This is a genomic window from Sphingomonas sp. PP-CE-1A-559 (genome assembly GCF_004340965.1).
Taxonomy (GTDB): domain Bacteria; phylum Pseudomonadota; class Alphaproteobacteria; order Sphingomonadales; family Sphingomonadaceae; genus Sphingomonas.
This window is the reverse complement of record NZ_SLYA01000004.1, coordinates 309,773-333,340: the sequence shown is the minus strand read 5'-3', so window position 1 is coordinate 333,340 and position 23,568 is coordinate 309,773. Positions and strand designations below refer to the sequence as shown.

Annotated in this window: 25 protein-coding genes; 9 read left to right on the top strand and 16 right to left on the bottom strand. The window is 66.4% G+C overall.

The features are described 5' to 3' along the window. Entirely contained in the window at window positions 1–558 is a 558-nt protein-coding gene (gene thpR / locus C8J42_RS15020) for an RNA 2',3'-cyclic phosphodiesterase (RefSeq protein ID WP_133020687.1), read from the bottom strand. A 122-nt stretch (window positions 559–680) separates the two neighbouring features. Between thpR and C8J42_RS15015 the strand changes: the two genes are divergently transcribed. The 4 genes from C8J42_RS15015 (at window position 681) to C8J42_RS15000 (ending at window position 3,470) form a co-directional block, all read left to right on the top strand. Beyond that, the gene (locus C8J42_RS15015) at window positions 681–1,430 is read left to right on the top strand and encodes a Bax inhibitor-1/YccA family protein (RefSeq protein WP_133020686.1); all 750 of its coding nucleotides are present in this window, start codon (window positions 681–683) and stop codon (window positions 1,428–1,430) included. Between the two features lie 88 nt (window positions 1,431–1,518). Beyond that, on the top strand, window positions 1,519–2,298 hold the full coding sequence (locus C8J42_RS15010) for a transglutaminase family protein (protein WP_133020685.1): 780 nt from the start codon (window positions 1,519–1,521) through the stop codon (window positions 2,296–2,298). 81 nt (window positions 2,299–2,379) lie between these two features. Then, window positions 2,380–2,679, top strand: coding sequence for a hypothetical protein (locus tag C8J42_RS15005; RefSeq protein WP_056051272.1), 300 nt, complete (start codon window positions 2,380–2,382; stop codon window positions 2,677–2,679). A gap of 236 nt (window positions 2,680–2,915) precedes the next feature. Next, window positions 2,916–3,470, top strand: a complete 555-nt coding sequence (locus tag C8J42_RS15000) for a hypothetical protein (protein ID WP_056065323.1) — start codon at window positions 2,916–2,918, stop codon at window positions 3,468–3,470. 152 nt (window positions 3,471–3,622) lie between these two features. On the opposite strand, the gene C8J42_RS14995 is transcribed toward C8J42_RS15000, so the two are convergent. From C8J42_RS14995 to C8J42_RS14955, 9 genes are all read right to left on the bottom strand, one after another. After that, window positions 3,623–4,351: an extensin family protein gene (locus tag C8J42_RS14995; protein ID WP_133020684.1), complete on the bottom strand. Its 729-nt coding sequence runs from the start codon at window positions 4,349–4,351 to the stop codon at window positions 3,623–3,625. Window position 4,352: 1 nt separating this feature from the next. After that, the gene (locus C8J42_RS14990) at window positions 4,353–5,114 is read right to left on the bottom strand and encodes an NUDIX domain-containing protein (RefSeq protein ID WP_133020683.1); all 762 of its coding nucleotides are present in this window, start codon (window positions 5,112–5,114) and stop codon (window positions 4,353–4,355) included. A 171-nt stretch (window positions 5,115–5,285) separates the two neighbouring features. Beyond that, complete coding sequence (locus tag C8J42_RS14985; protein ID WP_243644465.1) at window positions 5,286–6,257, bottom strand: FAD:protein FMN transferase; 972 nt, start codon at window positions 6,255–6,257, stop codon at window positions 5,286–5,288. 24 nt (window positions 6,258–6,281) lie between these two features. Further along, on the bottom strand, window positions 6,282–7,121 hold the full coding sequence (locus tag C8J42_RS14980) for a DUF4198 domain-containing protein (RefSeq protein WP_133020682.1): 840 nt from the start codon (window positions 7,119–7,121) through the stop codon (window positions 6,282–6,284). Window positions 7,122–7,131: 10 nt separating this feature from the next. Next, complete coding sequence (locus tag C8J42_RS14975) at window positions 7,132–7,626, bottom strand: DUF2271 domain-containing protein (RefSeq protein ID WP_133020681.1); 495 nt, start codon at window positions 7,624–7,626, stop codon at window positions 7,132–7,134. Between the two features lie 11 nt (window positions 7,627–7,637). Beyond that, window positions 7,638–8,294, bottom strand: a complete 657-nt coding sequence (locus C8J42_RS14970; RefSeq protein WP_133020680.1) for a PepSY-associated TM helix domain-containing protein — start codon at window positions 8,292–8,294, stop codon at window positions 7,638–7,640. A gap of 105 nt (window positions 8,295–8,399) precedes the next feature. After that, window positions 8,400–9,167 carry an SDR family oxidoreductase gene (locus C8J42_RS14965; protein WP_133020679.1) on the bottom strand — a complete coding sequence of 256 codons (768 nt, stop codon included), beginning with the start codon at window positions 9,165–9,167 and terminating at the stop codon, window positions 8,400–8,402. 74 nt (window positions 9,168–9,241) lie between these two features. Continuing rightward, the gene (locus C8J42_RS14960; RefSeq protein WP_133020678.1) at window positions 9,242–10,435 is read right to left on the bottom strand and encodes an MFS transporter; all 1,194 of its coding nucleotides are present in this window, start codon (window positions 10,433–10,435) and stop codon (window positions 9,242–9,244) included. An 11-nt stretch (window positions 10,436–10,446) separates the two neighbouring features. After that, window positions 10,447–11,481, bottom strand: a complete 1,035-nt coding sequence (locus C8J42_RS14955; RefSeq protein WP_133020677.1) for an aldo/keto reductase — start codon at window positions 11,479–11,481, stop codon at window positions 10,447–10,449. Window positions 11,482–11,568: 87 nt separating this feature from the next. On the opposite strand from C8J42_RS14955, the gene C8J42_RS14950 reads away from it, so the two are divergent. Next, entirely contained in the window at window positions 11,569–12,477 is a 909-nt protein-coding gene (locus C8J42_RS14950; RefSeq protein ID WP_133020676.1) for a LysR family transcriptional regulator, read from the top strand. A 12-nt stretch (window positions 12,478–12,489) separates the two neighbouring features. Here C8J42_RS14950 and C8J42_RS14945 read toward each other — a convergent pair whose 3' ends face one another. The 3 genes from C8J42_RS14945 to C8J42_RS14935 all read right to left on the bottom strand — a co-directional run bounded on the left by C8J42_RS14945 (window position 12,490) and on the right by C8J42_RS14935 (window position 14,402). Further along, on the bottom strand, window positions 12,490–12,909 hold the full coding sequence (locus tag C8J42_RS14945) for a lysozyme inhibitor LprI family protein (RefSeq protein WP_243644464.1): 420 nt from the start codon (window positions 12,907–12,909) through the stop codon (window positions 12,490–12,492). 78 nt (window positions 12,910–12,987) lie between these two features. Beyond that, the gene (locus C8J42_RS14940) at window positions 12,988–13,245 is read right to left on the bottom strand and encodes a hypothetical protein (protein WP_056065305.1); all 258 of its coding nucleotides are present in this window, start codon (window positions 13,243–13,245) and stop codon (window positions 12,988–12,990) included. Window positions 13,246–13,463: 218 nt separating this feature from the next. Beyond that, window positions 13,464–14,402, bottom strand: a complete 939-nt coding sequence (locus C8J42_RS14935) for a Gfo/Idh/MocA family oxidoreductase (RefSeq protein WP_133020675.1) — start codon at window positions 14,400–14,402, stop codon at window positions 13,464–13,466. 146 nt (window positions 14,403–14,548) lie between these two features. Between C8J42_RS14935 and C8J42_RS14930 the strand changes: the two genes are divergently transcribed. Beyond that, window positions 14,549–14,902 carry a lysozyme inhibitor LprI family protein gene (locus tag C8J42_RS14930; RefSeq protein WP_133020674.1) on the top strand — a complete coding sequence of 118 codons (354 nt, stop codon included), beginning with the start codon at window positions 14,549–14,551 and terminating at the stop codon, window positions 14,900–14,902. 145 nt (window positions 14,903–15,047) lie between these two features. On the opposite strand, the gene C8J42_RS14925 is transcribed toward C8J42_RS14930, so the two are convergent. Next, window positions 15,048–16,871, bottom strand: coding sequence for a diguanylate cyclase (locus tag C8J42_RS14925; protein ID WP_207897145.1), 1,824 nt, complete (start codon window positions 16,869–16,871; stop codon window positions 15,048–15,050). A 287-nt stretch (window positions 16,872–17,158) separates the two neighbouring features. On the opposite strand from C8J42_RS14925, the gene C8J42_RS14920 reads away from it, so the two are divergent. From C8J42_RS14920 to C8J42_RS14910, 3 genes are read left to right on the top strand one after another with little or no spacing between them, the layout of a single operon-like run. Next, a complete protein-coding gene (locus C8J42_RS14920) occupies window positions 17,159–18,457 on the top strand; it encodes an Hsp70 family protein (RefSeq protein WP_133020673.1) in 1,299 nt (432 codons plus the stop codon). Further along, a complete protein-coding gene (locus C8J42_RS14915; RefSeq protein WP_133020724.1) occupies window positions 18,454–19,116 on the top strand; it encodes a hypothetical protein in 663 nt (220 codons plus the stop codon). Before C8J42_RS14920 ends, C8J42_RS14915 begins: the two co-directional genes overlap by 4 nt. Beyond that, complete coding sequence (locus C8J42_RS14910) at window positions 19,113–20,171, top strand: AbrB family transcriptional regulator (protein ID WP_207897144.1); 1,059 nt, start codon at window positions 19,113–19,115, stop codon at window positions 20,169–20,171. The genes C8J42_RS14915 and C8J42_RS14910 overlap by 4 nt, the downstream gene beginning before the upstream one ends. Before the next feature lie 123 nt (window positions 20,172–20,294). Here C8J42_RS14910 and C8J42_RS14905 read toward each other — a convergent pair whose 3' ends face one another. Both C8J42_RS14905 and C8J42_RS14900 read right to left on the bottom strand, forming a co-directional pair. Continuing rightward, a complete protein-coding gene (locus tag C8J42_RS14905) occupies window positions 20,295–21,620 on the bottom strand; it encodes a sigma-54 dependent transcriptional regulator (RefSeq protein ID WP_133020671.1) in 1,326 nt (441 codons plus the stop codon). After that, the gene (locus C8J42_RS14900; RefSeq protein ID WP_207897143.1) at window positions 21,617–23,401 is read right to left on the bottom strand and encodes an ATP-binding protein; all 1,785 of its coding nucleotides are present in this window, start codon (window positions 23,399–23,401) and stop codon (window positions 21,617–21,619) included. The genes C8J42_RS14905 and C8J42_RS14900 overlap by 4 nt, the downstream gene beginning before the upstream one ends. Between the last annotated feature and the right edge of the window lie 167 nt (window positions 23,402–23,568).

Sequence of the window (23,568 nt, the reverse complement as noted above, 5' to 3'; positions counted from 1 at the left end):
TCAGGTTCCACCCCCGGTATCGAGCGCCCAGCGAGCGACGGGTTCGTACGTCGCGCCGTCGCGGCCGAGATGGCTCTGGTACAGCACGAGATGGGGTAGCGGGAAGGGCGCGCTCGACAGTGCAGCATGCGTCGCCAGCCAGTCCTCGATCGCGAACGCGACACCCGCCGACCGTGCCAGTCGTGCAACGGTGATGTGCGGGAGATAGGCGCGATGTTCGGGCGGTAGGCCGGCGCGAACGCACGCCTGGTCGACCTTGCGGTGGAGCGCGCCGAGCGCGTCGGGGGGCGTTACGCCGGCCCAGAGCGTATCGGTCCGTCCGCGCTTCTCGAAGCGGCCGACTCCGGCGAGCGTCACGCTCGGGACCGGTGCTACGATCTGGCTCAAAGCGACTGCGGCGTCCTCCGCGACCGGTCGTTCGACCTCGCCGATGAAGCGCAGCGTCACGTGCAGCTGCTCCTCGTCCTGCCAGCGTGCGGATGGGACGCCCTCCATTATGTCGAGCAAGCTCTGACGGATAGCGGGCGGCGGGCGGAGGGCGACGAAAAGGCGGATCATGGATTGCGGCAGGTTAACCGCGAACCACCATGCCGATGCAACCACTCTGCTTGAAAAGCGTCCTGTAAAAGACGATATTCATCGTAACCGGCACCATGCCGGACAAAGGAGCTGATTTCACAATGGCTAATTGGTCTGACCCCCAGCCCCGCGCCGCGCCGTTCGGAACGTCGGCCACGGGCCAGCGTACCGAGGCCTATGACGCTGGTCTCCGTTCGTACATGTTGTCCGTGTATAACTACATGGGTTCTGCAGTCCTGCTCACCGGCATCGTCGCGATGCTGTTCGCATGGGGCGGCGCAGAGTCGCTCGCCGCACAGGTGTTCACGAGCGGTGGCATCCTGAAGTACGTCATCATGTTCTCGCCGCTCGCGATCGTGTTCGGCATGAGCTTCGGCCAGAACCGGATGTCGACCGGTACGATGCAGATGCTCTTCTGGGGCTTTGCCGTGTTGATGGGCCTGTCGATGTCGACCATCTTCCTGGTCTATAGCGGCACGTCGATCGCGGGTGCATTTTTCGCCACCGCAGCCGGTTTCGCTGGTCTCAGCCTGTACGGCTACACCACCAAGCGCGACCTGTCGGCGTTCGGGACGTTCCTGATCATCGGTGTCGTCGGCCTGCTGGTCGCGAGCCTGATCAACATGTTCCTGCAGTCGGGCGTGATGCAGCTGGTCATCAGCGGCATCGGCGTGCTGCTGTTCGCGGGCCTCACCGCCTACGACACGCAGCGCACCAAGAGCCTGTATGCGCAGGTCGCTGGTACGGACATGGTCGGCAAGGTCGTCATCATGTCGGCGCTGAGCCTGTATCTCGACTTCATCAACATGTTCATGTTCGTGCTGCGTCTGTTTGGTAGCAGCCGCAACTAACTCCCGCTAAGGGTGTGACGAACGCAGGGCTCGGCGGGACACCGTCGGGCCCTTTTTCTTTGGCCTTGAAACAGGAATGGGACGCGCAATGCGGCTCTCGATCGACGTGCGTCTGGATTACGGGATTGCGGGGGATGCCGACGTGCTCCTCCAGATCGAGGCTGCGGCGATGGTCGACCAGAAGATCGAGTCCGAGTCCCTTATCCTGTGGTCCGACAGTCCGATTCGGGCGGTGCGCGGCGAGGACGGGATCGGGCAACGTTGCTGGTCTCGTGGGCACGGGCGATTCACGGCCGAGTATAAGGCCATCGTCGCCGTAAATCGCGAGCGGGTGCAGCTCGAGCTGTATCCGGCAACGCCGCCGCGAATGCTTGACGGCGAGCTGACGCCGTATCTAATGCCGAGCCGTTATTGTCCGTCGGACCGCTTCGAGGGCTTCGTTGCGCGTGAGTTCGGCGGGCTGGAAGGCGGTCCGCTGGCGGCGGCGCTGACCGAGTGGGTTTACCAGTCGCTCGACTATCGCTGTGGGTCGAGCAGCGGGGAAACGACTGCGCTCGATACGTTTGCATCGCGGTCGGGGGTGTGCCGTGATTATTCGCATCTGCTGGTGTCGCTCGCGCGTGCGGGCGGAATTCCGGCGCGGTGCGTCTCGGCCTATGCGCCGGGCGTCGATCCGCCCGACTTCCATGCGGTGGCGGAGCTGTGGCTCGCAGGCGACTGGCGGTTGATCGATGCGACGAAGATGGCGACGTGCAGCGATATCGCGCGGGTCTGCGTGGGGCGCGATGCGACCGATATCGCGTTCATGACGGTGTTTGGTCAGGCGTATCTGTGGGAGCAGACCGTGAAGGTGACGCCGCTCGATTGAGCCGCCCCGCGGAGCCCTTCGCCGGGAAACAAACAACGCTTCGACCGTTGGTCATCGCCAAGATTAAAAAGGGACGTCGCAATGACCGACATAGACAAGAGCGCGTTGGATAGCCTGTCCGTAGCGCCCGACGACAAGGATGCGGAGGGCAAGAGCTCGGGTCGTGATCCGCGCCAGGAAGCGGGCCAGGACAAGTCGATCGGCAAGCGCCTGCAGAAGAACCCAGACAGCGCCGACGCACGTCTCGACAACGGGCTCGACGAGTCGATGGACGGCAGCGATCCGATTTCGGCGACGCAGCCGGGGTCGGGCACCGAGCCAGCCAAGTCGTCGGGCTATGACGAGGACGCCGAGCGGGCGCTGCGCGAAAAGCAGGCGTAACCCTCGCATCTGCTCAACGAACGGGCGTCGGTCGGCAACGACCGGCGCTTTTTTGTTGCCCAAACACCTCGCAAGACGATCAAATCGCTTAGTTTCGTTCGGTTCGTCGCAGCCTTGTTGCAGCGCAACAGCTTTCATGGTCGCTTGGTGTTACGGAAAGATGACGCGCGATAGGGTCGTTGTTAACCATCCGAGCGCATAGTCTGCCGGTTCCTTGACGCGAGCGGGGTGACGACATGGCTTCCAGAATGAAACCGGCACAGGGGTCGATGACCCTCGCCGAGATGAAGGAATTCGCGGCTTTTCCGAGTTCGACGCAGCGGTATATCCGGCGTTCGCTCGACGTAGGCCTGGACCGCGAGGACGCGATGCAGCGCTGGTCGCGCGACGTGGTCGAGGCGGCGAGCATCCGGGCGCAGGCGCGGCTCTACAACAACCTCCCCGATCTGCGCGCGATGGTGCCGGACGATAGCGGGCTCGACGCGATCGAGCCGTTTCTGGCGCCGCTGATGACGCTGGTTGCGTTCGACCTGGGGCAGGGGCGGCTGACGAGTTTCTCGGCGTTGCGGTTCCTGTACGAGCGGTTGATCGGGGCTGAGGTTCGGCCGTGGTTGCCGTCGGCGTTCTGCGCGGCGGCGGCGCTCCCGCATCTGCATCCGGAACTGCGGCGGAAGCTGCTCCAGTCGATCAGCGAGGCGGCGGCGACCGCGTCGGGCTGGTCGAACCGGCAGCCGGCGTTCTTTCCGTACTGGGTCGAGAAGGTGGATTCGGGGACGACGCTGGCGAGTTGACCCCTCCTGATCCTCCCCCGCCAGGGGGAGGTGGCGCCGTAGGCGACGGAGGGGGGGGACACGAAGCGGGGGTTGGCGCTTACCTCCCCCTCCGTCTGGCAAGCGCCAGCCACCTCCCCCTTGCGGGGGAGGATAGGTCCTCTCTCGCCAAACTACCGGCACGCGCGCCAGCCGGTGGCGCCGCGGTTCGCCTGGTCGAGATGCAGGTGATCGGCGTGCGCGGCGTTGTACTCAGGAGACAGCGTCGTCGCGAACAGCTGGCATGCACCGTCGCGGACGTCGCGGAGGAATGCGGCTTTGGGATCGTCGCCCGTCCAGTCTCGCGCGACGGTGATGCGGGTGCCGTCGGTCAGGCGGAAGCCGGCGATGTCGACCGCGTCGGCGGTCGAGTGTTCGCTCCAGTTGCTCGAATGGCTGCCGGCGATGCGGCGGCAACTATAGCTGCCGAAATGATCGATCGTCGCGACGCGTGCGCCGAAGTGACGTTCGGCGGCAGGCTGGACGATGTTCCATTCCCACATCGCCAGCGCCGCGGCGACCGGACAGGCGACGCCCAACCCGACAGGTGCGAAGGCGATCTTTCGAGCACCGCCGGTTAGCCGCACGCCGTCTGCATAGCCGCATTGCCCCTCGCCCTTGCGCGGCGGCAAGACGGTGTAGCGGACGCCGGCGCGGTCGAGCAGCGCGCGGCATTGCGGAAAGTCTTCGGTCAGCGCAGTGAGCTTGCGGCCCGTGAACAGTCCAATCGGCTGGCCGAGATCGAGCGGCGCCCAAGGCACGTCCTGCGGCCGTCCGCGCAGGCTCGCCCACAGCATCAGCGCCAGCGTCGCGGTGACGACCAGCGCGACTAGCCACCCGATCGTCCTCCGCACCGCGCGCATGTCAGCCGCGCACCGCGTCCGACATCGGCTCCGACGTTATCGGATAACCGAGGTCGTCGGGGATGCAGAGATGCTCGACGCCGTCGCGTATCTCGGTCCACGGCGTGACGGTGCGGATCGGATGCGCGCGGGCGTCAGCGACCGCAGCGTCGAAATCGGCGAACTGCGCGATACGTTCGAGATTGCGGCGGGTCGGGAAGATGATCGTCGCGCGGCCGGCGTCGGTCTCGGTAAGAATGTACGCGGCGGTGGCCCAGAACAGGCGGACGTTTTCGGTCTCGTCGACCCGCGCCGCAGGGGCCTCGGCGGGCAGGCGGGCGAGATAGAAGCGCGTGTCGAAGATGCGCGCATGGGCGTGTGCTGGCCGCCAGCGGGCGAAATACTCGAGCGTTTCGAGGTCGAGGGATGTGCCTGCTTCCGCCAACGCTTCGCCGAACGCGGTTCCGGCGTGAAGGGCGGCGCGCAACTGCTCGAAGGCATGGATGGAGGGCATCGGGGACAGGCCGATCGGCAGGCCGGCCTCCTCTATCGTCTCGCGGATCGCGGCGATGCGCGCAGCGGTTTCGTCGCCGGGTGAGCCTAGTACGGCCGCCAGTGCATGATCGCCGGGATCGACGCGGCCGCCAGGGAATACCAGTGCGCCGCCCGCGAACGCCATCGCCTTCGCACGCTCGACCATCAGCAGTTCCGGGGGACCGGCCGGCGTGTCGCGGAAGATGACGAGCGTCGCGGCGGGGATGGCGGGGGGAAGCGCGTCGGTCATTGGCTTTGGTAACGCGCGACGGCGGGATCGGGTAGCGTCGTGGGGGTGAAGTCACTCGGAGGTGGGGCGGTGCAATCCGACGTAGTTAGGCTTTGTTCTCCCGCGAAGGCGGGAGTCCAGTCTGGGTCCCCGCCTTCGCGGGGAAACTGGGAGACGCTCGGTTGTAAGCTGTCAGTCTGCGAGCATGGCGGCGAGTGCGGGGGTTAGGTATTCGCACGTGGTGCCGCCGATTTCGGTGATGAGGCGAGCGGCGATGCCGTGATTTCGCGCAAGGTCGAAGCCGTCCGGGCCGAGCACGGTGAGTGCGGTCGCCCAGGCGTCGGCGTCGAGCGCGGTCTCGTGGATGACGCTGGCGGAGACGACGCCGGTGTCGATCGGGCGTCCGGTGCGTGGATCTAGCGTGTGGGCGCCGCGACGGTAGTCGCCGGAGGTCGCCACCGCTTGGCCGTGCAGCGCGATTCGGAGCGGGGGGAGTGTCAGGCCGGGCGGGCTTTCAAGGTCGACCCACCAGGGGTCGCCGTCCGGCCGGATGCCGCGACCGACGAGTTCGCCGCCGATCTCGACCAGTGCGTTCGTGATACCGGCGTCGTGCAGCAGGTCGGCGACGGCGTCGACCGCGTGGCCCTTGGCGATCCCCGACAGGTCGAGCGCGGTGCCGCCGGGTTGGCGGAGGTGCGCGCCGGTGGGGGCGAACGAGAGCCGGGACCAGCCCGATGTCGCGCGCGCTTTCTCGATTTCGAGTGTGCCGGGGGGGCAGGCGACGGGGATGGGGCCGAACCCCCAGGCATCGACGAGCCTGCCGATCGTCGGATCGAACGCGCCGCCGGTTATCGCGGCGATCGCGAGGCCGCGCGTCATGACGTGCGCGAAGTCGGGTGCGAGCGTCGTCCAGGTGCCGCTCGGCGACCGGTTGAAGCGCGACAGGAGCGAGTTCGGCGCCCAGTGGCTCATCTCCGCGACGAGCCCGGCCAGCCGCGCGGTGATCGCGGACCGGATCGGCGACGGGTCGGTACCGGCGGGCGCAGCGAAGCGCACGCTCCACGACGTCCCCATCGTCTCGCCGTGCAGATCAAGCACCACCGCCGACGGATCGCGCGCCGCGAACGCCGCGGCGTCGATCGTCAGCGGCAGCGCGATCCTCATGCCGTCAAACTCACGCCGCACGCCTCAGGGCGTGAGCACTTCGAGCGTCGTGACGTAGCTCATCCGCCGTTCGGTCGCGCGCGGCGTGGTCGCCTTGGCGTCGGTCAGCGTCGCGTTGAGCCAGTACATCCCAGCGGTCGGCCACGAGACGCTCAACACGCCGTCCGCACCAGTGGTCAGTTCGCGCGCACCCTCTTCATTGCGATAACGCTTGCCGCCTGGAATCACTGTCACCTTCAACCCCGTCGCGGGTTTGCCGTCCACCAGGAAGCGGAACTTGGCGGTCTCGCCCGCGACCAGTTCGTCGGGGTGGGTGATCGGTGCGAACTCAAGGCCCTTGCCGGTCGGCTTGAAGACGGTGGTGGTCGGCGCGCCCGCGGTCACGAAGATCTCGTTGCGGCCCGATACCTCGGTGACCTTCACGTCAGTCGCGTTGGCGGGGATGTCGGCGACGGTCAGCGGGGCGGGCGCGTTCGGCTGCGGCGGACCGCGACGGCCGCCGAGGCGCTTCTCGACGCCATCGACCTTGAAGCTGCCCATGACGGCGGACATCTGCGTGCCGATCTTCCACGTGCCGGGCTTGTCGAGCTTGACGTCGAACACCGAGCGATAGCGCCCGGTCGCGCCGTTCTGCAACGCGCCTTCGCTGCCGTCGGGCTGCCACACCTTCATGCCGTCAAGGCGGAGCGGCTGGTGATCGAAGAAGAACAGGTCGTTCGAGACCGCGGCGTCGACCGTCACCCAGCCATCGGTCCCTGAGAACACGGTGGCCGACGGCAACAGCCACATGCGGTGCGCAGACAGCGCGGCGGGGATCGACAGCAGCGCAGCGGCGGCCATCAGGCGTGCAACAAAAGGCTTCATGCTGTGATCCTTAGCGGGCGGAGATGGCGACGGCGCCGAGCTCGGTCTTGCCCGTGGTGCGGGCTCCGGCGGTAAGCGGTACGGAGACGAGTTCGCGACCACCGGTCTCGCGCGCAGCCTCGACGTTGAGGACATACTGACCGGGTTTGACGTCGTTGGGCAGGGGGATGGTGTACTGGCCCGGCGCACGCGTCGCGCCGCTGACGCCGTCGGCGGGCATCGTCATGCTGCGGCCGCCCTTGCGCCACCACGCGCGCAGGTCCGCGAGCCATTTGGTGCCGGGATCGTTGCCGCGCTTCTTCAGATCATACCAGACCGCGAGCGTGCGCGGCGCGCCGCCGCCGACCGGCTCCAGCCAGACCGCGACATAGGGGCGATGATATTCGGCGACGTCGAGCCGCGGAATCGTGATCGTCACCGCACCGGGCGGCGCTGCAACGGCGGGCGACAACAGGGCAGGTGCGGTGATCGCCCCGCCGAGCAACAGGAACGCGGTAGGACGCATGGCGAAACCCCTCAATGGATGAACAGGATGGCGAGCAAGACGGGAAGCGCGAGCCCGGCCGCGACGATCGGCCAGGTCGAGGGCCGGTGCCGCGCGTGGAGTTGCAGCAACAGCAGCCCGGTGAGCGTGAACAGGATGCACGCGCCAGCGAAGACGTCGATGAACCAGAACCACGCCGTGCCCGCGTTGCGACCCTTGTGCAGGTCGTTAAGGTACGAGATCCAACCTCGATCGGTGGTTTCGGCGGTGATCGCGCCGGTCGCGCGCGCGATGCTGACCCAGCCGTCGCCACCGGGGCGGGGCAAGGCGACATAGGCGTCGCTATCGGACCATTCGACGGGCTTGCCGGCGGGATCGAGCCCGACCGCGTTTGCGACCGCCTTGGCGACGGGAACGGGGAGCGGCGCGTCGGCGGTATGCGGTGCGCTCAGCATGTGGAGCAGCGGGCGCGGTAACGTGCCGCTTTTCTCCACGACGACCGGTTTGGCACCGATCGATGCCGCATGATTGAGCGTGATGCCGGTGATCGCGAACAGCAGCATCGCAGTCAGCGACAACGCCGCGCTGATCCAGTGCCAGCTGTGCAATTGCTTGAGCCACCAGCTTCGCCACTTGCGTTTGCGCTTGGCGGTCGTCGCGGGCGACGGGGAAGTTTGGGACGCGTTCACGCCGATCCGCCTATCGGGTCACGACAAGCAGATCAAGGCTATTGAGAATAGTTAGCAGAAAAGGCGGCTGGTGCCTCGACGTTTCGTACGTCGAGGCACCAGCGATCAGTCGCCGCGTCGCGCGCGCTCGGCCATCTCGTTGAACTGGTCGAGCATTTCCGAAAAACGGTGGTCGGCTTCGGCGTTGCGCAACGGCCGGACGCGTTCGACGAGAATTTCGCTCGGCGTCGGCTGCTGCGTCCAGAGCGACATGACTTCGTCCGCAAACGCCTCCAGCGGCATGTAGCCCGGGCGCGATTCCTGTCCGGGAGTGAGACCGGTCTGCACGCCGGGGGGAGCGATTTCGATTACCTCGACCTTACCATCCAACGCCCGGCGCAGGCTTACCGTGTAGGAGTGAATCGCCGCCTTGGTCGCCGAATAGGTTGGCGCTGCGGTCAGCGGCACATAGGCGAGCCCCGACGTCAGGTTGACGATCGTACCGCCGGGCTGTCCCGCGAGATGATCGATCAGCGCGTTGGTCAGCCTGATCGGCCCGAGCAGGTTGGTGACGATCGTAGCCTCCGCGTCGGCGAGATCGCGGCGCGTCGAAATATCCTCCAGCTTCATAATGCCGGCATTGTTGACCAGCACGTTGAGCGCGGGATGTTCGGCGACTAGGCGCCGCGCGAAGTCTTCGATCGCGGCGGGATCGTCGATGTCGAGCGTCATCGCGCTCATGTTCTCGCGCCCTGCGATTGCCTCGTCGAGCGCTGCCTGGCGACGGCCGGCGACGATCACCGCGTTGCCCGCATCGTGGAGGCGCTGCGCCAGAGCGGCGCCGATACCCGACCCGCCGCCGGTGATGAGGATGGTGTTGCCGGTCGGGTTCATGCCGCGTCTCCTGATGATAGCGGCCGTACAACGCAGGCGATGCGCGTTCGGTCCCCATCGATCAGAGTCGGCTTTTACATAACCTCGACCGGACTCGCCGAAGCTGGATGGCGTTGATCGCGTACGGTATTCCGACGAACGCTGACGATCACCGCGACGAGGCCAAGCGCCGACGAGACGGCACCCGCCGACGCCACCGCCGGATACCCGAACCCCGCCGCGATCACGCCGCCGCCGACCGCTGCGCCGATCGCATTGCCCAGGTTGAACGCACCGATGTTCATGGCGGACGCGAGGTTGGGCGCGTCCGCCGCGGCATGCATCACGCGGATCTGCAACGGCGGAACGAGCGCGAAACTCGCAATACCCCAGAGGAAGATGAGGATCGCGGTCGGAATCTTGAACGGCATCAGGAGTGCGAACACGATCAGGATTGCCGTCAGCGAGGCTAGCGTGACGATCAACGTCCGGTCGACCGAGCGATCGGCGAAACGGCCTCCGAGCCAGTTGCCGAGCGACAGCCCCAGGCCGTAGGTGACCAGCATCGCGGTGATGTAGCCGAGCGAGGCGTGGGTCACTTCGCGCAAGATCGGCGTGATGTAGGTGAACACGGTGAACATCGCGCTCGCGCCCACCACGGTCAGGCCAAGCGCGCCGAGCACGGGGCCCCGCGTCAGCACACGCAGTTCCGCCATCGCATCGCTGCCCTCGGGCGCGGGCAGAGCCGGCAAGGTCAGCCGCAGCGCCGCCATCGTCGCCACGCCGAGCGCCGATATGCCCCAGAACGACGCGCGCCAGCCGAGATGGTCGCCTGCCCAGGTCGCGAGCGGCACGCCGACGACGTTCGCGATCGTCAGGCCCATGAACATCGCCGCCACCGCGCCCGCGCGTCGTTCCGCTGGCACGAGGCTGGCCGCGACGATCGACCCGACGCCGAAGAACGCGCCATGGTTGAACGAGGTCAGGATGCGCGCGGCCATCAGCATGCCGTAGCCGGTCGATACCGCCGCGAGCAGGTTGCCGATGGTGAAGATACCGGCGAGTGCGATCAGCAACGTCCGCCGCTGCACCCGCCCGGTGGTTAACGTCATCAATGGCGCACCAATGACGACGCCGAGCGCATAGGCGCTGATCAGCAATCCCGCGGTCGGGATCGACACGCCGAGATCGGTCGCGATGACCGGAAGCAGCCCCATCGGCGCGAATTCGGTCACGCCGATGCCGAACGCGCCGACGGCGAGGGCCAGCAGGCCGGGATTGAGTTTCATGATGTCGTTCCTCAGACCAGCGCAGGGTTCAGCCGGGCGAAACCCTCTTGCTGGCGATAGGGCGTATGGGGGTAGGGCGGCAGCACATCGCTGGCCGTATCGAGCACAGCGACCTGTGCGGCCGTCAGTTCCCAGCCGACCGCCCCTAGATTGTCGCGCAACTGGGCTTCGTTGCGTGCGCCGATGATGACGGACGATACGGTCGGGCGGCGCAACAGCCAGTTGATCGCGACCTGCGGCACCGTCTTGCCCGTCTCCGCCGCGACCGCCTCGAGCGCGTCGATCACGCGGTAGAGGTGCTCGGCCTCGACCGGCGGTGCGAACTGTTCGGTGTCATGCAGGCGGCTGCCCGCGGGGATCGGCCGGTCGCGCCCGATCTTGCCGGTCAGGCGACCCCAGCCAAGCGGGCTCCACACCAGCGCGCCGACTCCCTGGTCCGCGCCGACCGGCATCAGGTCTGCCTCGTACGCGCGGCCGATCAGCGAGTAATAGACCTGGTGCGCGACTAGCCGCGGCGAGCCGTGGCGGTCGGCGATGCCTTGCGCCTTCATAAGCTGCCAGCCGGGATAGTTGGACACGCCCGCATATCGGACCTTGCCCGCAGCGACCAGCGTGTCGAGCGTGCCCATCACCTCCTCCGTCGGGGTCGATGCATCGAAGGCGTGAAGCTGGAGTAGGTCGACGTAATCGGTTCCTAACCGCCGCAACGAATCCTCGACCGCGCGGATCAGCCGCGACCGCGACGCGCCCCAATCCTGCGGGCCGTCACCCATCGGCAGGCCGGTCTTGGTCGAGATCAACACCCGGTCGCGCCGCCCCTTGATCGCCGCGCCGAGCACCGACTCCGAGGCGCCGTTCGAATAGACGTCGGCGGTGTCGAACAACGTCACGCCCGCTTCCAGGCAGACATCGACCAGCCGTCGTGCTTCGGTCTCGTCGCTGCGTCCCCATGCACCGAACAACGGCCCGGTGCCGCCGAAGGTCGCGGTGCCGAAGCTCAACACGGGAACGCGCAAGCCCGATGATCCCAATTGCCGATAGTCCATGTGCGTATCCCCGATGTTCGCGTTGGTGCATAGATGGACGGTCTGGTGCCCCCGTATTAGACGATGTGACGGCGAAGGATTTGTGACGTGGACGCAAAGATCGGGATAGGCGCCGACCGGGCCCGTGCGCTGGAGATCTTCGCGACGGTGATGCGCGAGGGCAGTTTCTCGGGTGCTGGGCGCGCGCTGGGGCTGACGCCATCGGCGGTGGCGCGGTCGATCGACCGGATCGAGACGCGGCTTGGCGTGCGGTTGCTGCTGCGCTCTACGCGGGCCCTGACGCCGACCGTCGAGGGGCAGGTCTATCTGCAGACCGCGCGGCGGATTCTTGCCGACCTGGACGACGCGGAACAGCAGATCGCCGATCAAGGCGCGCCGCGCGGACGGCTGCGGATCAGCGCCGCGCTATCGCATGGGCGGTTGTGCATCGTGCCTCTGCTGGGCGAGTTCGCGCGTTCGTACCCACATATCCTGGTCGATTTCGCGCTGACCGATACGCTCGTCGATGTCGCGGGCGGGCAAGCGGACGTCGCGGTGCGCTTCGGTCCGCTGGCCGACAGCCTGCTGACCGCCCGCAAACTGGGCGAAAGCGGCCGCGTCATCGTCGCGGCGCCCGACTATCTCGCACGGTGCGGGACGCCGATGGTCCCGGAAGACCTGCACGCGCACAATTGCCTCAACTTCAACTTCCGCCGCGTCGAACCGGTTTGGCCATTCCGCCGCGACGGGCAGGATATGGCGTTGTCGGTGAGGGGCAATATCGAGGCGAACAACGGCGAGACGTTGGGTCAACTCGCATGTGCAGCGGTCGGGATCGCGCGTGTCGGCGCGTTCAGCGTCGTCGACGACATCGCCACGGGACGGCTCGTGCCCGTACTCGAGGACTTCAACCCTGGCGATGTCGAGCAGATCCACGCGGTGTTCGTCGGCGGCACGAACACGCCGGCGCGTGTGCGCGTGTTCGTCGACTTCCTCGTCGCCCGGCTGGCCAACTAGGCGATCGGACGGTCAGCGCTCGATCGAGAGTATGCGCGCATAGCCTTCCAGTTGCAGCGCGCGGTCTCGCGTCAGGATTGTTCCGGCAGCCGCCTCCATCGGGACGTACATCGTGCCGCTGCGGGTGGCGTAGAGGGCATTTCGCGCCCCGTCCTCGGCATCCCGGAAGGTGATCCAGGCCCTTTGCGATTGGCGCAGGGATTGCGCTGCCGGGGCAGGGAGCCGCCGCAGCAGTGCTGCGTACGCAAGGTTCATGCGCCGATCATAGTCGCGCAGCGCTGTGGTCTCGCATTCGGTCTGGCCGGCGGTGGAGGCGTTGGCTTCGCGCTCGAGGCAACGCGCCAAGCTGGTGCCGGTAGGATCACCCGACGGCATTGCGGCAAAGTCGGCGGGCGATGCCAGCAGCGTCAGGAGAAGCCATGCGCGGGTCATCGGTTCGCCTCGATGCGGGTCGATCCGCGGCAATCTGTTCGATAGAAAAATGGGCCGGTGTTACCCGACCCATTTCACTTAGTTGCTGTCGGAGTTGTTGTCGTCTTCATGGTCGACGATCAGGTACGTCACACCAGCGACGATGCCGACGCCGATGATCAGCGGAACAATGCTCACGCCCGTGAGATTGCTTGCCTTCTTCGACGACGTGCCCGCACGAACCGGCGACGCGACCGAGAGCGACTGTGCCGAATTGGCGACAGGCGCGGCGCTGGCCGCAACTGGCAGGGCAGTCATGGCGACGGCGGATGCGCCGAGAATCAATGTTTTAATCATAAGTCACTCTTCTCATGGAACAGCCGTTGCGGCTGCGGGGCACCAACGATCCCCAGCCGAGTGAGTTCCTGAGGATAACATGTCCGGATCGGACGGATAATGGTGTCGGTTATCTATGTGGACTAGTTGCTTACGACGAGGAGAATTCGACGCTTAAACCCAACCGATTTGGTTTTGAGATACTTGACGCGTATTTCTCAAGTGGCTCGGATGATGTTCTAATTACCTGAAATATTTGTATAAGACGGTCGGTCCGGTGTTGCTTGCGCATCTGCATGGACAGTGATGTCTTCGCAGAGCGCGTGTGTCGCCAGGATGTCTGCGACCGAGGTGATACGGCCCACGCGCACTGCCGTAAGGAAGTCCGCGCACATGGCTTCGAAGCCACGCTGACGGCCGACGGAGGTCCAGTCACCGCGCCGGTGGTGGCACTCCGTGCCTGCCGAGCGCACCAGTTCCGCCATGTTCCGCACCGACTGCCTCACGCCGTTCCCGATCACGTCCAGTCGTTCCTCATCGAGCCCGCTATCCCGGTGCATCGTGCCGATGGCCGTAAAGCCGTCGCCCGCCAGCATCAGCGTCACCGTTTTGAGTAGTCCATGCTCGACATGAGTCTCGATCGTGCGGCGTTGCACTGGGGCAGGCGCCAGAAACAGCAGCGTGTCGATGACATGGATGAAGTCGTCGAACACCACTTTGCGCGGGGTGTCGGCCTGGCGGTGACGGTGCTTTTCCATGACAATCAAGCTCGCGCCGGTACCGCGAAGCGCCGCATAGTCCGGCGCAAACCGGCGGTTGAACCCTACCGTCAGCAACGTTTCCTGGCGTTCGGCCAGCGCCACAAGTTCTTGGGTTTCGGCAAGATTGTCGGCGAGCGGCTTGTCGACGAAGGTGGGGATACGCCGCTCCAGCAACATTCGAACGAGCGCCGGATGCGCACCGGTCGCGGCGTGGATGAAAGCCGCGTCGAAGGCCGTTGTCTCCAGAGCATGCTCGACGCTGGCATGAAGGTGAGCGACGCGGAACGAACGTCCGGCGTCACCGAGGACCTGCTGGTCGCGCGTCGCCAGATGGAGTTCCAGTTCGGGGTTGGCCGCCAGCACCGGCAGATATCCCTTGTGAGCGATGTCGCCCAATCCCGTCACCAACACGCGCATCGCGACCTCCGAACTGTCAATTCCGGTGCGCTAGATACCGCAATCGCGCTCCTTGCCGATACGTGGCTTCGCGCGGCTGACGATTTACGCAGGCGCCACAGAACCGACCCGGGTTTGCGACGTTGGACAGGGAAAGGAGACCTGAAATGCTGATCCTAGCGCTTGCCCTCACCCTAGCCGGCTCGCCCGATCTCGACCGCTGCCTCAACACCGGGGAGGCCGCACAGGGTATCACCCCAGCGATGGCGGCCTGTTTCGGCGCCGACTACAAGCGGGCCGATGGGCGACTGAACAGGACCTATGCCGCCACCATGAAACGGTTGCCGTCTGCGCGTCGTGCCGCATTGCGCATGTCGCAGCGCGCCTGGATCAAGCAGCGCGACGCTGCATGCCCGCTCGATCAAGGCGACGGCGTCGGCACGATCGAACGCCTGAACCATCCCGCCTGCCTGACGAAGCAGACCGATCGGCGCACCGCGTGGCTTGCGCGCTACCGCTGATGTGATCCCTGCCACAGCCGTTTGGAAGCGGAGCGGGGTCGGAGAGGGTCTTCAATTCGGTGAGATTCTCTATCCGGGCAATCCGGTCCTCAGCATGACGCTGTTCCAGCCAACGGCGCGCCGGGACCGGGCCGAACGACCCGGATCAAGCCGCGAGCATGCTGATGGTGGCGCGGTTGCGGCCGTCACGCTTGGATTGATACAATGCCATGTCCGCCGCCTGGATGAGTGTCGCGCCATCCCGGTCCATGGCGTCGGACCAGGTCGCGATGCCGAACGACATGCTGGTCGAGCCCAGCGTGCGGTTGCCGTGTCGGACCGCCAGTTCCGCTATGGCGCGTCGCACGGTCTCGACACGACCGGCAAGTGCTTCCGCGGTCGTGCCCGGCGCGATGATCGTGAACTCCTCGCCGCCGAAGCGGCAGATGACATCGCCGTCGCGGAACCGACTGCGCATCTCCGCCGCGACCATCTGCAGCACCGAGTCGCCGGCATCGTGGCCGAACTCGTCGTTGAACCGCTTGAAATGATCGATGTCGCACATGACGAGGCTGAGCGGACTCCCCGCCCGCAAGGATCGGGCGATCTCCAGCTTGAGCGTTTCTTCCATGTAGCGACGATTGAACAGGCTGGTGAGTGGATCGCGGATCGTCTGCTCGCGCAGCGATCGCTGCAAGCGGTGGTTGACCAGTGCGGATGCGATGTTCTCGGTCAGCACGTTCATCCGGAAGCGGTTCTCGGCTCCGATCCGGCCCTGGAGATAGAGCACGCCGATGACCTCGCCGCCCGCGAGCAGGGGTTCGCAGTGATACACCTCGTTCTCCGCGACATGCCCGCAGACGATCTCTCGGCTGGGGTCTTCGACGGAGTGGCTCTGGCCACGACGCAGCGCCCAGCACCGCTCCGGCGCAAAGCCTTCGATCGGCACGGTAATGCCGCCCCAACTCGCGACGGGGGCAAGGCAATTGCGCGAGTTGTTGTGCGCGTACAGCGCGCCGGGGATGTCGGGGAGCACCTGCGGTACGAACACCCGGACGATCTGCGCCAACTCGTCGTCGGTGCGTGCGGCCTGCATGCGATGCGCCATGCCGCCGAGCAGTTCGATGACGTCGCCGCGTTCGCGAAGCGACTTCGTGTTCTGCTCGAGTTCGGTGTTGACGATTTGCAATTGCCGCTCGCTGGTGCCCTGGTCTGCCACGGCACCCCTTAATCGGTCGGCCATCGCATTGTAGCCGACGGCGAGGCGGGTAAACTCCCGCGATCCCATCGCAGTATCGATGCGGGCGTCCTGTTCGCCGCTGCCAAGCGCGGTCATCGCTCGCATCATGGTCGCCAGCGGGCGGCGGATCGCCCGGACGAGCAGCGCAAAGCTGCCGACGACAATGAGGGCCACGGCGATCGCGCCGAGTATCGCCAATCTCTTGCCGCTTTCCAGCCGCTGAACCGCTGCGTCCTGCCGCGTGGACTGGAGCGCGCGTTCCTCATCGAGAAAGCCCTGCGCGCGCACGCTGATCGCGTCCATCAGTTCGCGGCCTCGGCCACTCGCGATAACCGCGACCGCGCCGGAAAAATCACCCCGGCGGGCAAGATTCAACGGTTGCAGCAAAAAGGCGGAGCGCTCCTTCATCAGCACCGCGATTTCCTGCGCCCGTGCATGCTGAAGCGGATTGTCGTCGGTCTGTTCTACGACTCGGGCGATGGTTCGGGCAGCGCTATCCACACGTTCGGCGTACGACCGAGCATAGGCTGGATCGCGCGTGATGACGAAGCCACGCTGGCCGGATTCAGCCTCGCGCAGATCGCCCAGCGCCGCCTCGGTCGTCTCGATGATCCCGGCGGAGTGCGCGGCCCAGTGAACGCTTTGGCTGGCCTGATACGACGCATCGGCGAGGAGCCCCGCCAAAGACGCCAACGCCAGGAGGACGATGAGTCCGATCGCGGTGATACGCGCTGTCAGCGATACGAACATCGCGGCATGCTTATCCCCAAGAGCTTAGCGTTTGGTTACGCTGCGAGGGACCGGTCTTGTTTCGTCCGCGGGAAGAGGGGCGCGCCCGATAAAATCTGGGCGAATGGCTCCCGGGAAAAAGGTGAACTGCTGGAGACCGACTCTTAACGGGCTTCCGCTGTGTGCGGTCATCCAGTCATAGATCGCAGCTCAACCAAACCCGCTCAACTGGACCGCCGAAGCACGCACGGGGTTGCCATCCCGCACCCCGCATCGGCATAGGCCCGCGTTCATTGAAGGACGACGCGATGCAGACGGACGCTGGCGGCCCCGCTTTGGGGCTGGATTTCGGCACGACCAACAGCGTCGTGGCGCTGGGGGCTCGCGGTGGTTCACCCGAGCTGATGACCTTCGCAGCCCCCGCCGAGACGAGCCCGGTGTTCCGCTCGGCGCTGTGCTTCTGGCAGGACGACAGCGGCAAGGGGCTCGCGTCGGATGCGGGGCCGTGGGCTATCGCCGAATATATGGAGTATCCGCTCGACAGCCGGTTCATCCAGTCGTTCAAGTCGGTCGCGGCGATGAAGACGTTCGAGCAGGCGTCGGTCTTCGACAAGCGCTATCGCTTCGAGGAGATGGGCCAGCTGTTTCTCGAAAAGCTGATCGCGCATGCGGGCGGCAAGCTCGATACGCGGCCGCACCGGATCGTCGTCGGCCGCCCGGTCGAATATGCCGGCGCGCGGCCCGACGAGGCATTGGCGCGCACGCGGTACGACGCGATGTTCAAGGGTTTCGGGGCGGAGATCCACTACGTCTACGAACCGCTCGGTGCTGCCTATAGCTACGCGACGCGACTGACCGAGCCGGCGACGATCCTGGTGGCGGATTTCGGTGGCGGTACGAGCGACTTTTCGGTCGTGCGCGTTGCCGAGCCGGGCGCGGCGCGGCGGTGTACGCCACTGGGGCATGCGGGCGTGGGGATCGCGGGCGACCGGTTCGATTACCGCATTCTCGACCGGCTGGTGCTGCCGATGCTGGGCAAGGGCGGCGCGTACAAGTCGTTCGGCAAGGAACTGGAGATTCCGCGTGCGTATTTCGCCGACTTCGCGGACTGGTCGCGGCTGGCGCTGATGCGCAACCGCAAGACGATGACCGAACTCGAGCGGTTGCAGAAGACTGCGATTGATCCGGACGCGATCGGGCGGATGATCGCGGTGATCGAGAACGAACTGGGGTACCCGTTGTACGACGCGGTCGGGTCGCTCAAGCGTGCGCTGTCGAATGGCGAGGACGCGCATTTCCACTTTGCGGGCGCGGGGCTCGAGATAGAGGCGGACGTGACGCGGGCGCAGTTCGAGGGGTGGATCGCCGATGACGTCGTGCGGATCGAGGCGGCGGTCGACCGGGCGCTTGAGGTGGCGAACGTCAGCGGAAGCGAGATCGACCGGGTGTTCCTGACCGGCGGATCGTCGCTTATCCCGCGCATCCGCCGGATCTTCGTCGAGCGGTTTGGCGAGGCGGCGATCATGAGTGGTGGCGAGCTGACGTCGATCGCGCACGGGCTGGCCTTGATCGGCGAGCAGGACGATATCGCGGCTTGGTCGGCATGATCCCGCGCGTGCTGCTGGGGACGGCGCAGGTGCCGGGTGGGGGTGAACTTCGGTTGCTCCAGCGTGGCGCCGAGTTCTCGATCATGCTCGGCGCGAACGAGTTGATGAACAGCCGGTTGAGTAGGTCGGAAGAGGCGCTGGCGGAGCAGGCGTGCGACCGGATCGGTGGGCGGCCGGGCGTGCGGATGCTGATTGGCGGGCTTGGGATGGGGTTTACGCTTCGCGCGGCGCTCGCACGGCTTGGGCCTGACGCGGAGGTGGCGGTTGCGGAGATCGTGCCGGCGGTGGTCGAATGGGCGCGCGGGCCGATGGCGACGCTGCACGGCGACAGCCTGACCGATCCGCGGACCCGCATTTTCGAGGGCGATGTCGTCGCGGCGATCGCCGAGGGTGATTGGGACGCGATCCTGCTCGACGTCGACAACGGTCCGGACGGAATTTCGCGGCCGGGTAATGACCGGCTTTACGGGGCGCGTGGATTGTCCCTGGCGCGAGCGGCTTTGCGGGCGGGCGGGGTGCTCGCCGTGTGGTCGTCCGCTCCCAGCAAGCCGTTTGCTACGCGCCTTGCTGAAGCGGGGTTCGCGGTCGACGAAGTGATCGCGCGGGCGACGCGGAAGGGCGGCGCGCGGCACACGATCTGGTTCGCTACCAAGCCGTGATCTGGCGCTGGGCCGTCTTGATCGCGCTGTCGGCGGTGATCGCCGCGCTGCTCGAAGTCGTCGGGCTGCCTGCGGGGTTGCTGCTCGGGCCAATGGTCGCCGCGGTCGTGCTGGCGGTGCGGGGGTGGTCGCTGAGCGTGCCGACTTCGGCGTTTCGGGGTTCGCAGGCTGCGGTCGGGACTCTGATTGCAGGGTCGATTACCACGGGGATCGTCGCGACGGTGGCGGATCACTGGCCGGTGTTCCTGATGGTGAATTTCGTCACGCTCGCGGCAAGCAGCGTGCTCGGGTATCTGCTCAGCCGGTGGCAGGTGTTGCCGGGGACCGTCGCGGTGTGGGGATCGACGCCGGGCGCGGCGAGCGCGATGGTGTTGATGGCGCAGGCGTATGGCGCGGACTCGCGGCTGGTCGCGGTGATGACGTACACGCGGGTCGTGAGCGTGGCGGTGGTCGCTTCGGTGCTGGCGGCGGTGATGGTCGGTGGCGGGAGCGGGCATCATGTCGCAGCCACGTGGTTTGCGGCGGTCGATCCGGTTGCCGTGCTTCGGACGATCGCGATTGCTGGTGTTGGTGCGAGTGTCGGCGTTGTGCTGAAGCTGCCCGCCGGTGCGCTGCTCGGGTCCTTGGTGGCGGGAGCGGCGCTCAATGTCACTGGTGTCGCGCAGCCGGTGTTGCCGCAGTGGTTGCTCGCAATCAGCTATGCGGTGGTCGGGTGGCGGATCGGACTGTCGTTCACCCGCGATACGCTGCGGGTGGCGGGGAAGGCGATGCCGCGGATCCTGTTGTCGGTGGCGTTGCTGATCGCGTTTTGCGGGGGGATCGCGGCGGTGTTGACGCGGTGGTGGGGAATCGATCCGGTTACCGCGTATCTGGCGACCAGTCCCGGCGGGATGGACTCGGTGGCGATCATCGCGGCGTCGAGTCCGGTGGATGTGCCGTTCGTGATGGCGCTTCAGGTGCTGCGGTTTCTGGGGGTGTTGCTGATCGGGCCACCGCTGGCGAAGTTCGTGGCGACGCGGCAGGGCGGTGTGCCGCCGCCGGTTATTCCGACCTAAATCAATCCTCCCCTGCAAGGGGAGGTGTCGCGCAGCGACGGAGGGGTGTCGCCCTATCGAGAGCGGGTCACCCCTCCGTCAGCGCAAGCGCTGCCACCTCCCCTTGCAGGGGAGAATTGAGGATTAGCCTTTGGTCGGGCGGTAGGCTTCGACGTCGATCTCGTGGCGCTTCAGCTTATCGTAGAACGTCTTGCGCGGGATGCCGAGTGCGGCCAGCGCAGACCGCACGTCGCCGCTGACCTGTTGGAGCACGGCGCGGATCGTCGCTTCCTCAAACTTGTCTACTCGGGCGGGGAGGGGGATGTCGCTGTCTTCGTCGACTGCCTCTTCCGCCTCGACGCGGAGGACGAGGCGCTTGGCGAGGTTGTCGAGTTCGCGGACGTTGCCGGGCCAGTCGTGCTGGCCAAGGTACGCTAGCGTCGCTGTATCGATCGTCGGCACCTCGCGCCCGAACCGCTCTGCCGCCTGATGGAGCAAATGGCCGAACAGCAGCGGTATGTCGTCGCGGCGTTCTCGGAGCGGCGGGATGCGCAGGCGGACCGCGTCTAGCCGGAACAGCAGGTCGGCGCGGAAGCGGCCTTCCTCGACCGCCTGCTCTAACCCCGGTTTCGCGGCAGCGATCACGCGCAGGTCGAGCGCACGTGGCAGGTCGCCACCGACCGGCATCACCTCGCGCTCCTCGAGCACGCGGAGCAGTTTTGCCTGAAACGCCGGCAGCGTGCTCTCGATTTCGTCGAGGAACAGCGTGCCGCGGTTCGAGGCCTCGATCCGGCCGGTGCGCGGCAGGCGGGAGTCGCCGTCGTGGCCGAACAGCTCGATTTCCGCGACAGCCTCGGGCAGCGCGGCGCAGTTGACTGCCACGAAGGGCCGTGACCGTCGGTTGCTCCAGCGGTGGAGCAGGACGGCGACGAGTTCCTTGCCGGTGCCGGTCTCCCCCTCGATCAGAACGTCGATGTCGGCCTGAGCAATTTGGCGCATCGTTTCGCGGAGGCGGACCATCACCGGGGTCTCGCCGATCAGCGGTTCGGCGCCGACCGTTTCCTCGGCGGCGGCGCGGAGGCGGCGGTTGTCGAGGACGAGGCGGCGCATTTCGAGCGCGCGGCGTGCCCCCGCGATCAAATGGTCCGTGGCGAACGGCTTCGGGATGAAGTCGAACGCGCCGTTCTTCAGCGCGGCGACGGCCATCGCGACGTCGCCGTGGCCGGTCATCAGCAGCACCGGGATCTCGTGGTCGATCGCGGCGATCCGGCGGAAGAGTTCGAGGCCGTCCATCTTCGGCATGCGGATGTCGGATACGACCGCGCCGTCGAACCCGGCGGTCACGCAGGCGAGCGCGACGGTCGGGTCGCGCTCGGCGATCACCGCGATCCCGGCGAGTTCGAACGATTGCTCCAGCGCCCCGCGCAACACGTCGTCGTCGTCGACGAGCAGAACCGCTTGCTCGCTCATGCCTTTACCAGGATCATACGGAAAATGGCGCCTTCAGGTGCTGGGACGAGGTCGAGCGTGCCGCCGAACTCGGTCATGATGTCGCGCGCGATGCCGAGGCCGAGTCCGAGGCCGTCCTTCTTGCTCGTCGCGAACGGGGTGAAGAGGTGGTCGGCGATGTCGGGCTCGATGCCGGGACCGTTGTCGGCGACGGTCAGGACGACGTCGCGGCCTTTACGCCCGACCGTGACGCTGACGCGGGCATCGCGGCGGTCGGCGACCGCGTCGAGGGCGTTCTGGAGAAGGTTGACCAGCACTTGTTCCAGGCGAACGCGACCGGCGATTACCGTCAGTCGCGCCTCGGGACCGTTCGGCAGGTCGAGCGTAACGCCCTTGGCGCGGAAGCGGTCGCCGATCAGCAGGCGGACGCCGTCGATCGCCTCGTCGAGCGCCACCGGGCCGATCGAGCCTGCGCCGCGCCGGGCATAGCGCCTGAGCCCCGCGGTGATCGTACCGATCCGGCTGGTGAGGTCGACGATCGACTGGAGGTTGGTTGCCGCGCGCGCGGGTTCGCCGCGGTCGAGGAAGGCGGCGGCATTGTCGGCGAAGGTGCGGATCGCGGCTACGGGCTGATTGATCTCGTGCGCGACGCTGGCGGTGATCGTGCCGATCGAACCGACGCGGTTGGCGTGCGCGAGTTCCTCGCGGGCCTGGCGGAACCGCTGGTCGGAGGCCTCGCGCTGTTCGACCTCGATCTGGAGGCGGTCGGCGGTGGCGCGGAGCTCGGCGGTGCGGCGGGCAACCTCTGCTTCGAGCTCCGCGCGGGCGCCCGCGTTGCGCTTGCGCCGCTCGTGGACCCACCATGTGCCGAGCATCGCGCCGATCGTCAGCAGCGCGGCGAGCGTGGTCGCCCAACGCGTACGCGCGGCCGCGGTGCGCAACGCGGCGTCGAGCGGTTCCATGTGGACCAGCCGCCAGCCGGCGATCGGCACGGGGAGCGATACCGCGACCGCAGGTGTGCCGTCCGGAAGCCGCGAACCGCCTTCGATCATCGTCAGCGGTGCGGGCACGAGCGGCGATCCGCCGAACTGGCGCGTCTGGGCGAGCATTGCGCGGCGAGCCGCCGTCAAGGGCCGCGTGGTCTTGAACTGGAGACGGGGATCGCTGGAAATCAGGATGATGCCGTCGGGATCGGTGACGAAGGTTGCCATCCGGTCCTGGATCCAGGCGCGGGCGATCTTGGCGAATTCGACCTTCACGACGACCACGCCGAGCGGCCGTCCGGCGCGCTCTATGCGTCGCGAGAGATAGAGGCCGGGGCGTCCGCTGACGCTGCCGAGTGCGAAGAACTCGGTCGCGCCGGACGCCATCGCCTTGGTGAAATACTCGCGGTATCTATAGTCGTGACCGAGGAAGCTGTCGGGTTGACCCGCGTTCGATGCGGCGATCGTCATGCCCTGCGTATCGAGCGCGTAGATCACCGGGGCGCCGGTTCGCCGCGCCAGCATCGCCAGCTTTTCGTTGAGCGCAGGATCGACCGAACCCGACGCCAGCGCGGCGCGCACGTCGGGGTATTCGCCAAGCATCAACGGGAGCAGGCGATACGTCTGCAACTCGGATTCGAGCAGTCGCAGATTGCTCCGGGTCTGCTGGATCGACCGTGTCCGTACCGCCGCGGTAACGTCGGCGACGGCGCGCTGGCCGTAGATCGACGCGACCCCCGCCACGATCAGGCCAAGCGCCGCGAACGCAAACAGCACCGCCAGCGCGGTCGTCAGAAGGGAGGAACGAGTCCGGCTCATTCTGTGCGGATTATCACACACATTCCGTGAGCGCCATGCTGCAATCTATACAAAATCCGCACATCCGAATGATCGGTATGCTGTCAAACTTCGCTAAAACAATAGCTTAATAGATTGTAGGCTCGCGCTTGTAGTCTGCGGTTCGGGCCGGCATTACCGTCGCAGAT

Coding starts and splice junctions, on each gene's coding strand:
- thpR (WP_133020687.1), bottom strand. CDS start 558: ATGATCCGCCTTTTCGTCGCCCTCCGCCCGCCGCCCGCTATCCGTCAG.
- C8J42_RS15015 (WP_133020686.1), top strand. CDS start 681: ATGGCTAATTGGTCTGACCCCCAGCCCCGCGCCGCGCCGTTCGGAACG.
- C8J42_RS15010 (WP_133020685.1), top strand. CDS start 1,519: ATGCGGCTCTCGATCGACGTGCGTCTGGATTACGGGATTGCGGGGGAT.
- C8J42_RS15005 (WP_056051272.1), top strand. CDS start 2,380: ATGACCGACATAGACAAGAGCGCGTTGGATAGCCTGTCCGTAGCGCCC.
- C8J42_RS15000 (WP_056065323.1), top strand. CDS start 2,916: ATGGCTTCCAGAATGAAACCGGCACAGGGGTCGATGACCCTCGCCGAG.
- C8J42_RS14995 (WP_133020684.1), bottom strand. CDS start 4,351: ATGCGCGCGGTGCGGAGGACGATCGGGTGGCTAGTCGCGCTGGTCGTC.
- C8J42_RS14990 (WP_133020683.1), bottom strand. CDS start 5,114: ATGACCGACGCGCTTCCCCCCGCCATCCCCGCCGCGACGCTCGTCATC.
- C8J42_RS14985 (WP_243644465.1), bottom strand. CDS start 6,257: ATGAGGATCGCGCTGCCGCTGACGATCGACGCCGCGGCGTTCGCGGCG.
- C8J42_RS14980 (WP_133020682.1), bottom strand. CDS start 7,121: ATGAAGCCTTTTGTTGCACGCCTGATGGCCGCCGCTGCGCTGCTGTCG.
- C8J42_RS14975 (WP_133020681.1), bottom strand. CDS start 7,626: ATGCGTCCTACCGCGTTCCTGTTGCTCGGCGGGGCGATCACCGCACCT.
- C8J42_RS14965 (WP_133020679.1), bottom strand. CDS start 9,167: ATGAACCCGACCGGCAACACCATCCTCATCACCGGCGGCGGGTCGGGT.
- C8J42_RS14960 (WP_133020678.1), bottom strand. CDS start 10,435: ATGAAACTCAATCCCGGCCTGCTGGCCCTCGCCGTCGGCGCGTTCGGC.
- C8J42_RS14955 (WP_133020677.1), bottom strand. CDS start 11,481: ATGGACTATCGGCAATTGGGATCATCGGGCTTGCGCGTTCCCGTGTTG.
- C8J42_RS14945 (WP_243644464.1), bottom strand. CDS start 12,909: ATGACCCGCGCATGGCTTCTCCTGACGCTGCTGGCATCGCCCGCCGAC.
- C8J42_RS14940 (WP_056065305.1), bottom strand. CDS start 13,245: ATGATTAAAACATTGATTCTCGGCGCATCCGCCGTCGCCATGACTGCC.
- C8J42_RS14935 (WP_133020675.1), bottom strand. CDS start 14,402: ATGCGCGTGTTGGTGACGGGATTGGGCGACATCGCTCACAAGGGATAT.
- C8J42_RS14930 (WP_133020674.1), top strand. CDS start 14,549: ATGCTGATCCTAGCGCTTGCCCTCACCCTAGCCGGCTCGCCCGATCTC.
- C8J42_RS14925 (WP_207897145.1), bottom strand. CDS start 16,871: ATGTTCGTATCGCTGACAGCGCGTATCACCGCGATCGGACTCATCGTC.
- C8J42_RS14920 (WP_133020673.1), top strand. CDS start 17,159: ATGCAGACGGACGCTGGCGGCCCCGCTTTGGGGCTGGATTTCGGCACG.
- C8J42_RS14915 (WP_133020724.1), top strand. CDS start 18,454: ATGATCCCGCGCGTGCTGCTGGGGACGGCGCAGGTGCCGGGTGGGGGT.
- C8J42_RS14905 (WP_133020671.1), bottom strand. CDS start 21,620: ATGAGCGAGCAAGCGGTTCTGCTCGTCGACGACGACGACGTGTTGCGC.
- C8J42_RS14900 (WP_207897143.1), bottom strand. CDS start 23,401: ATGAGCCGGACTCGTTCCTCCCTTCTGACGACCGCGCTGGCGGTGCTG.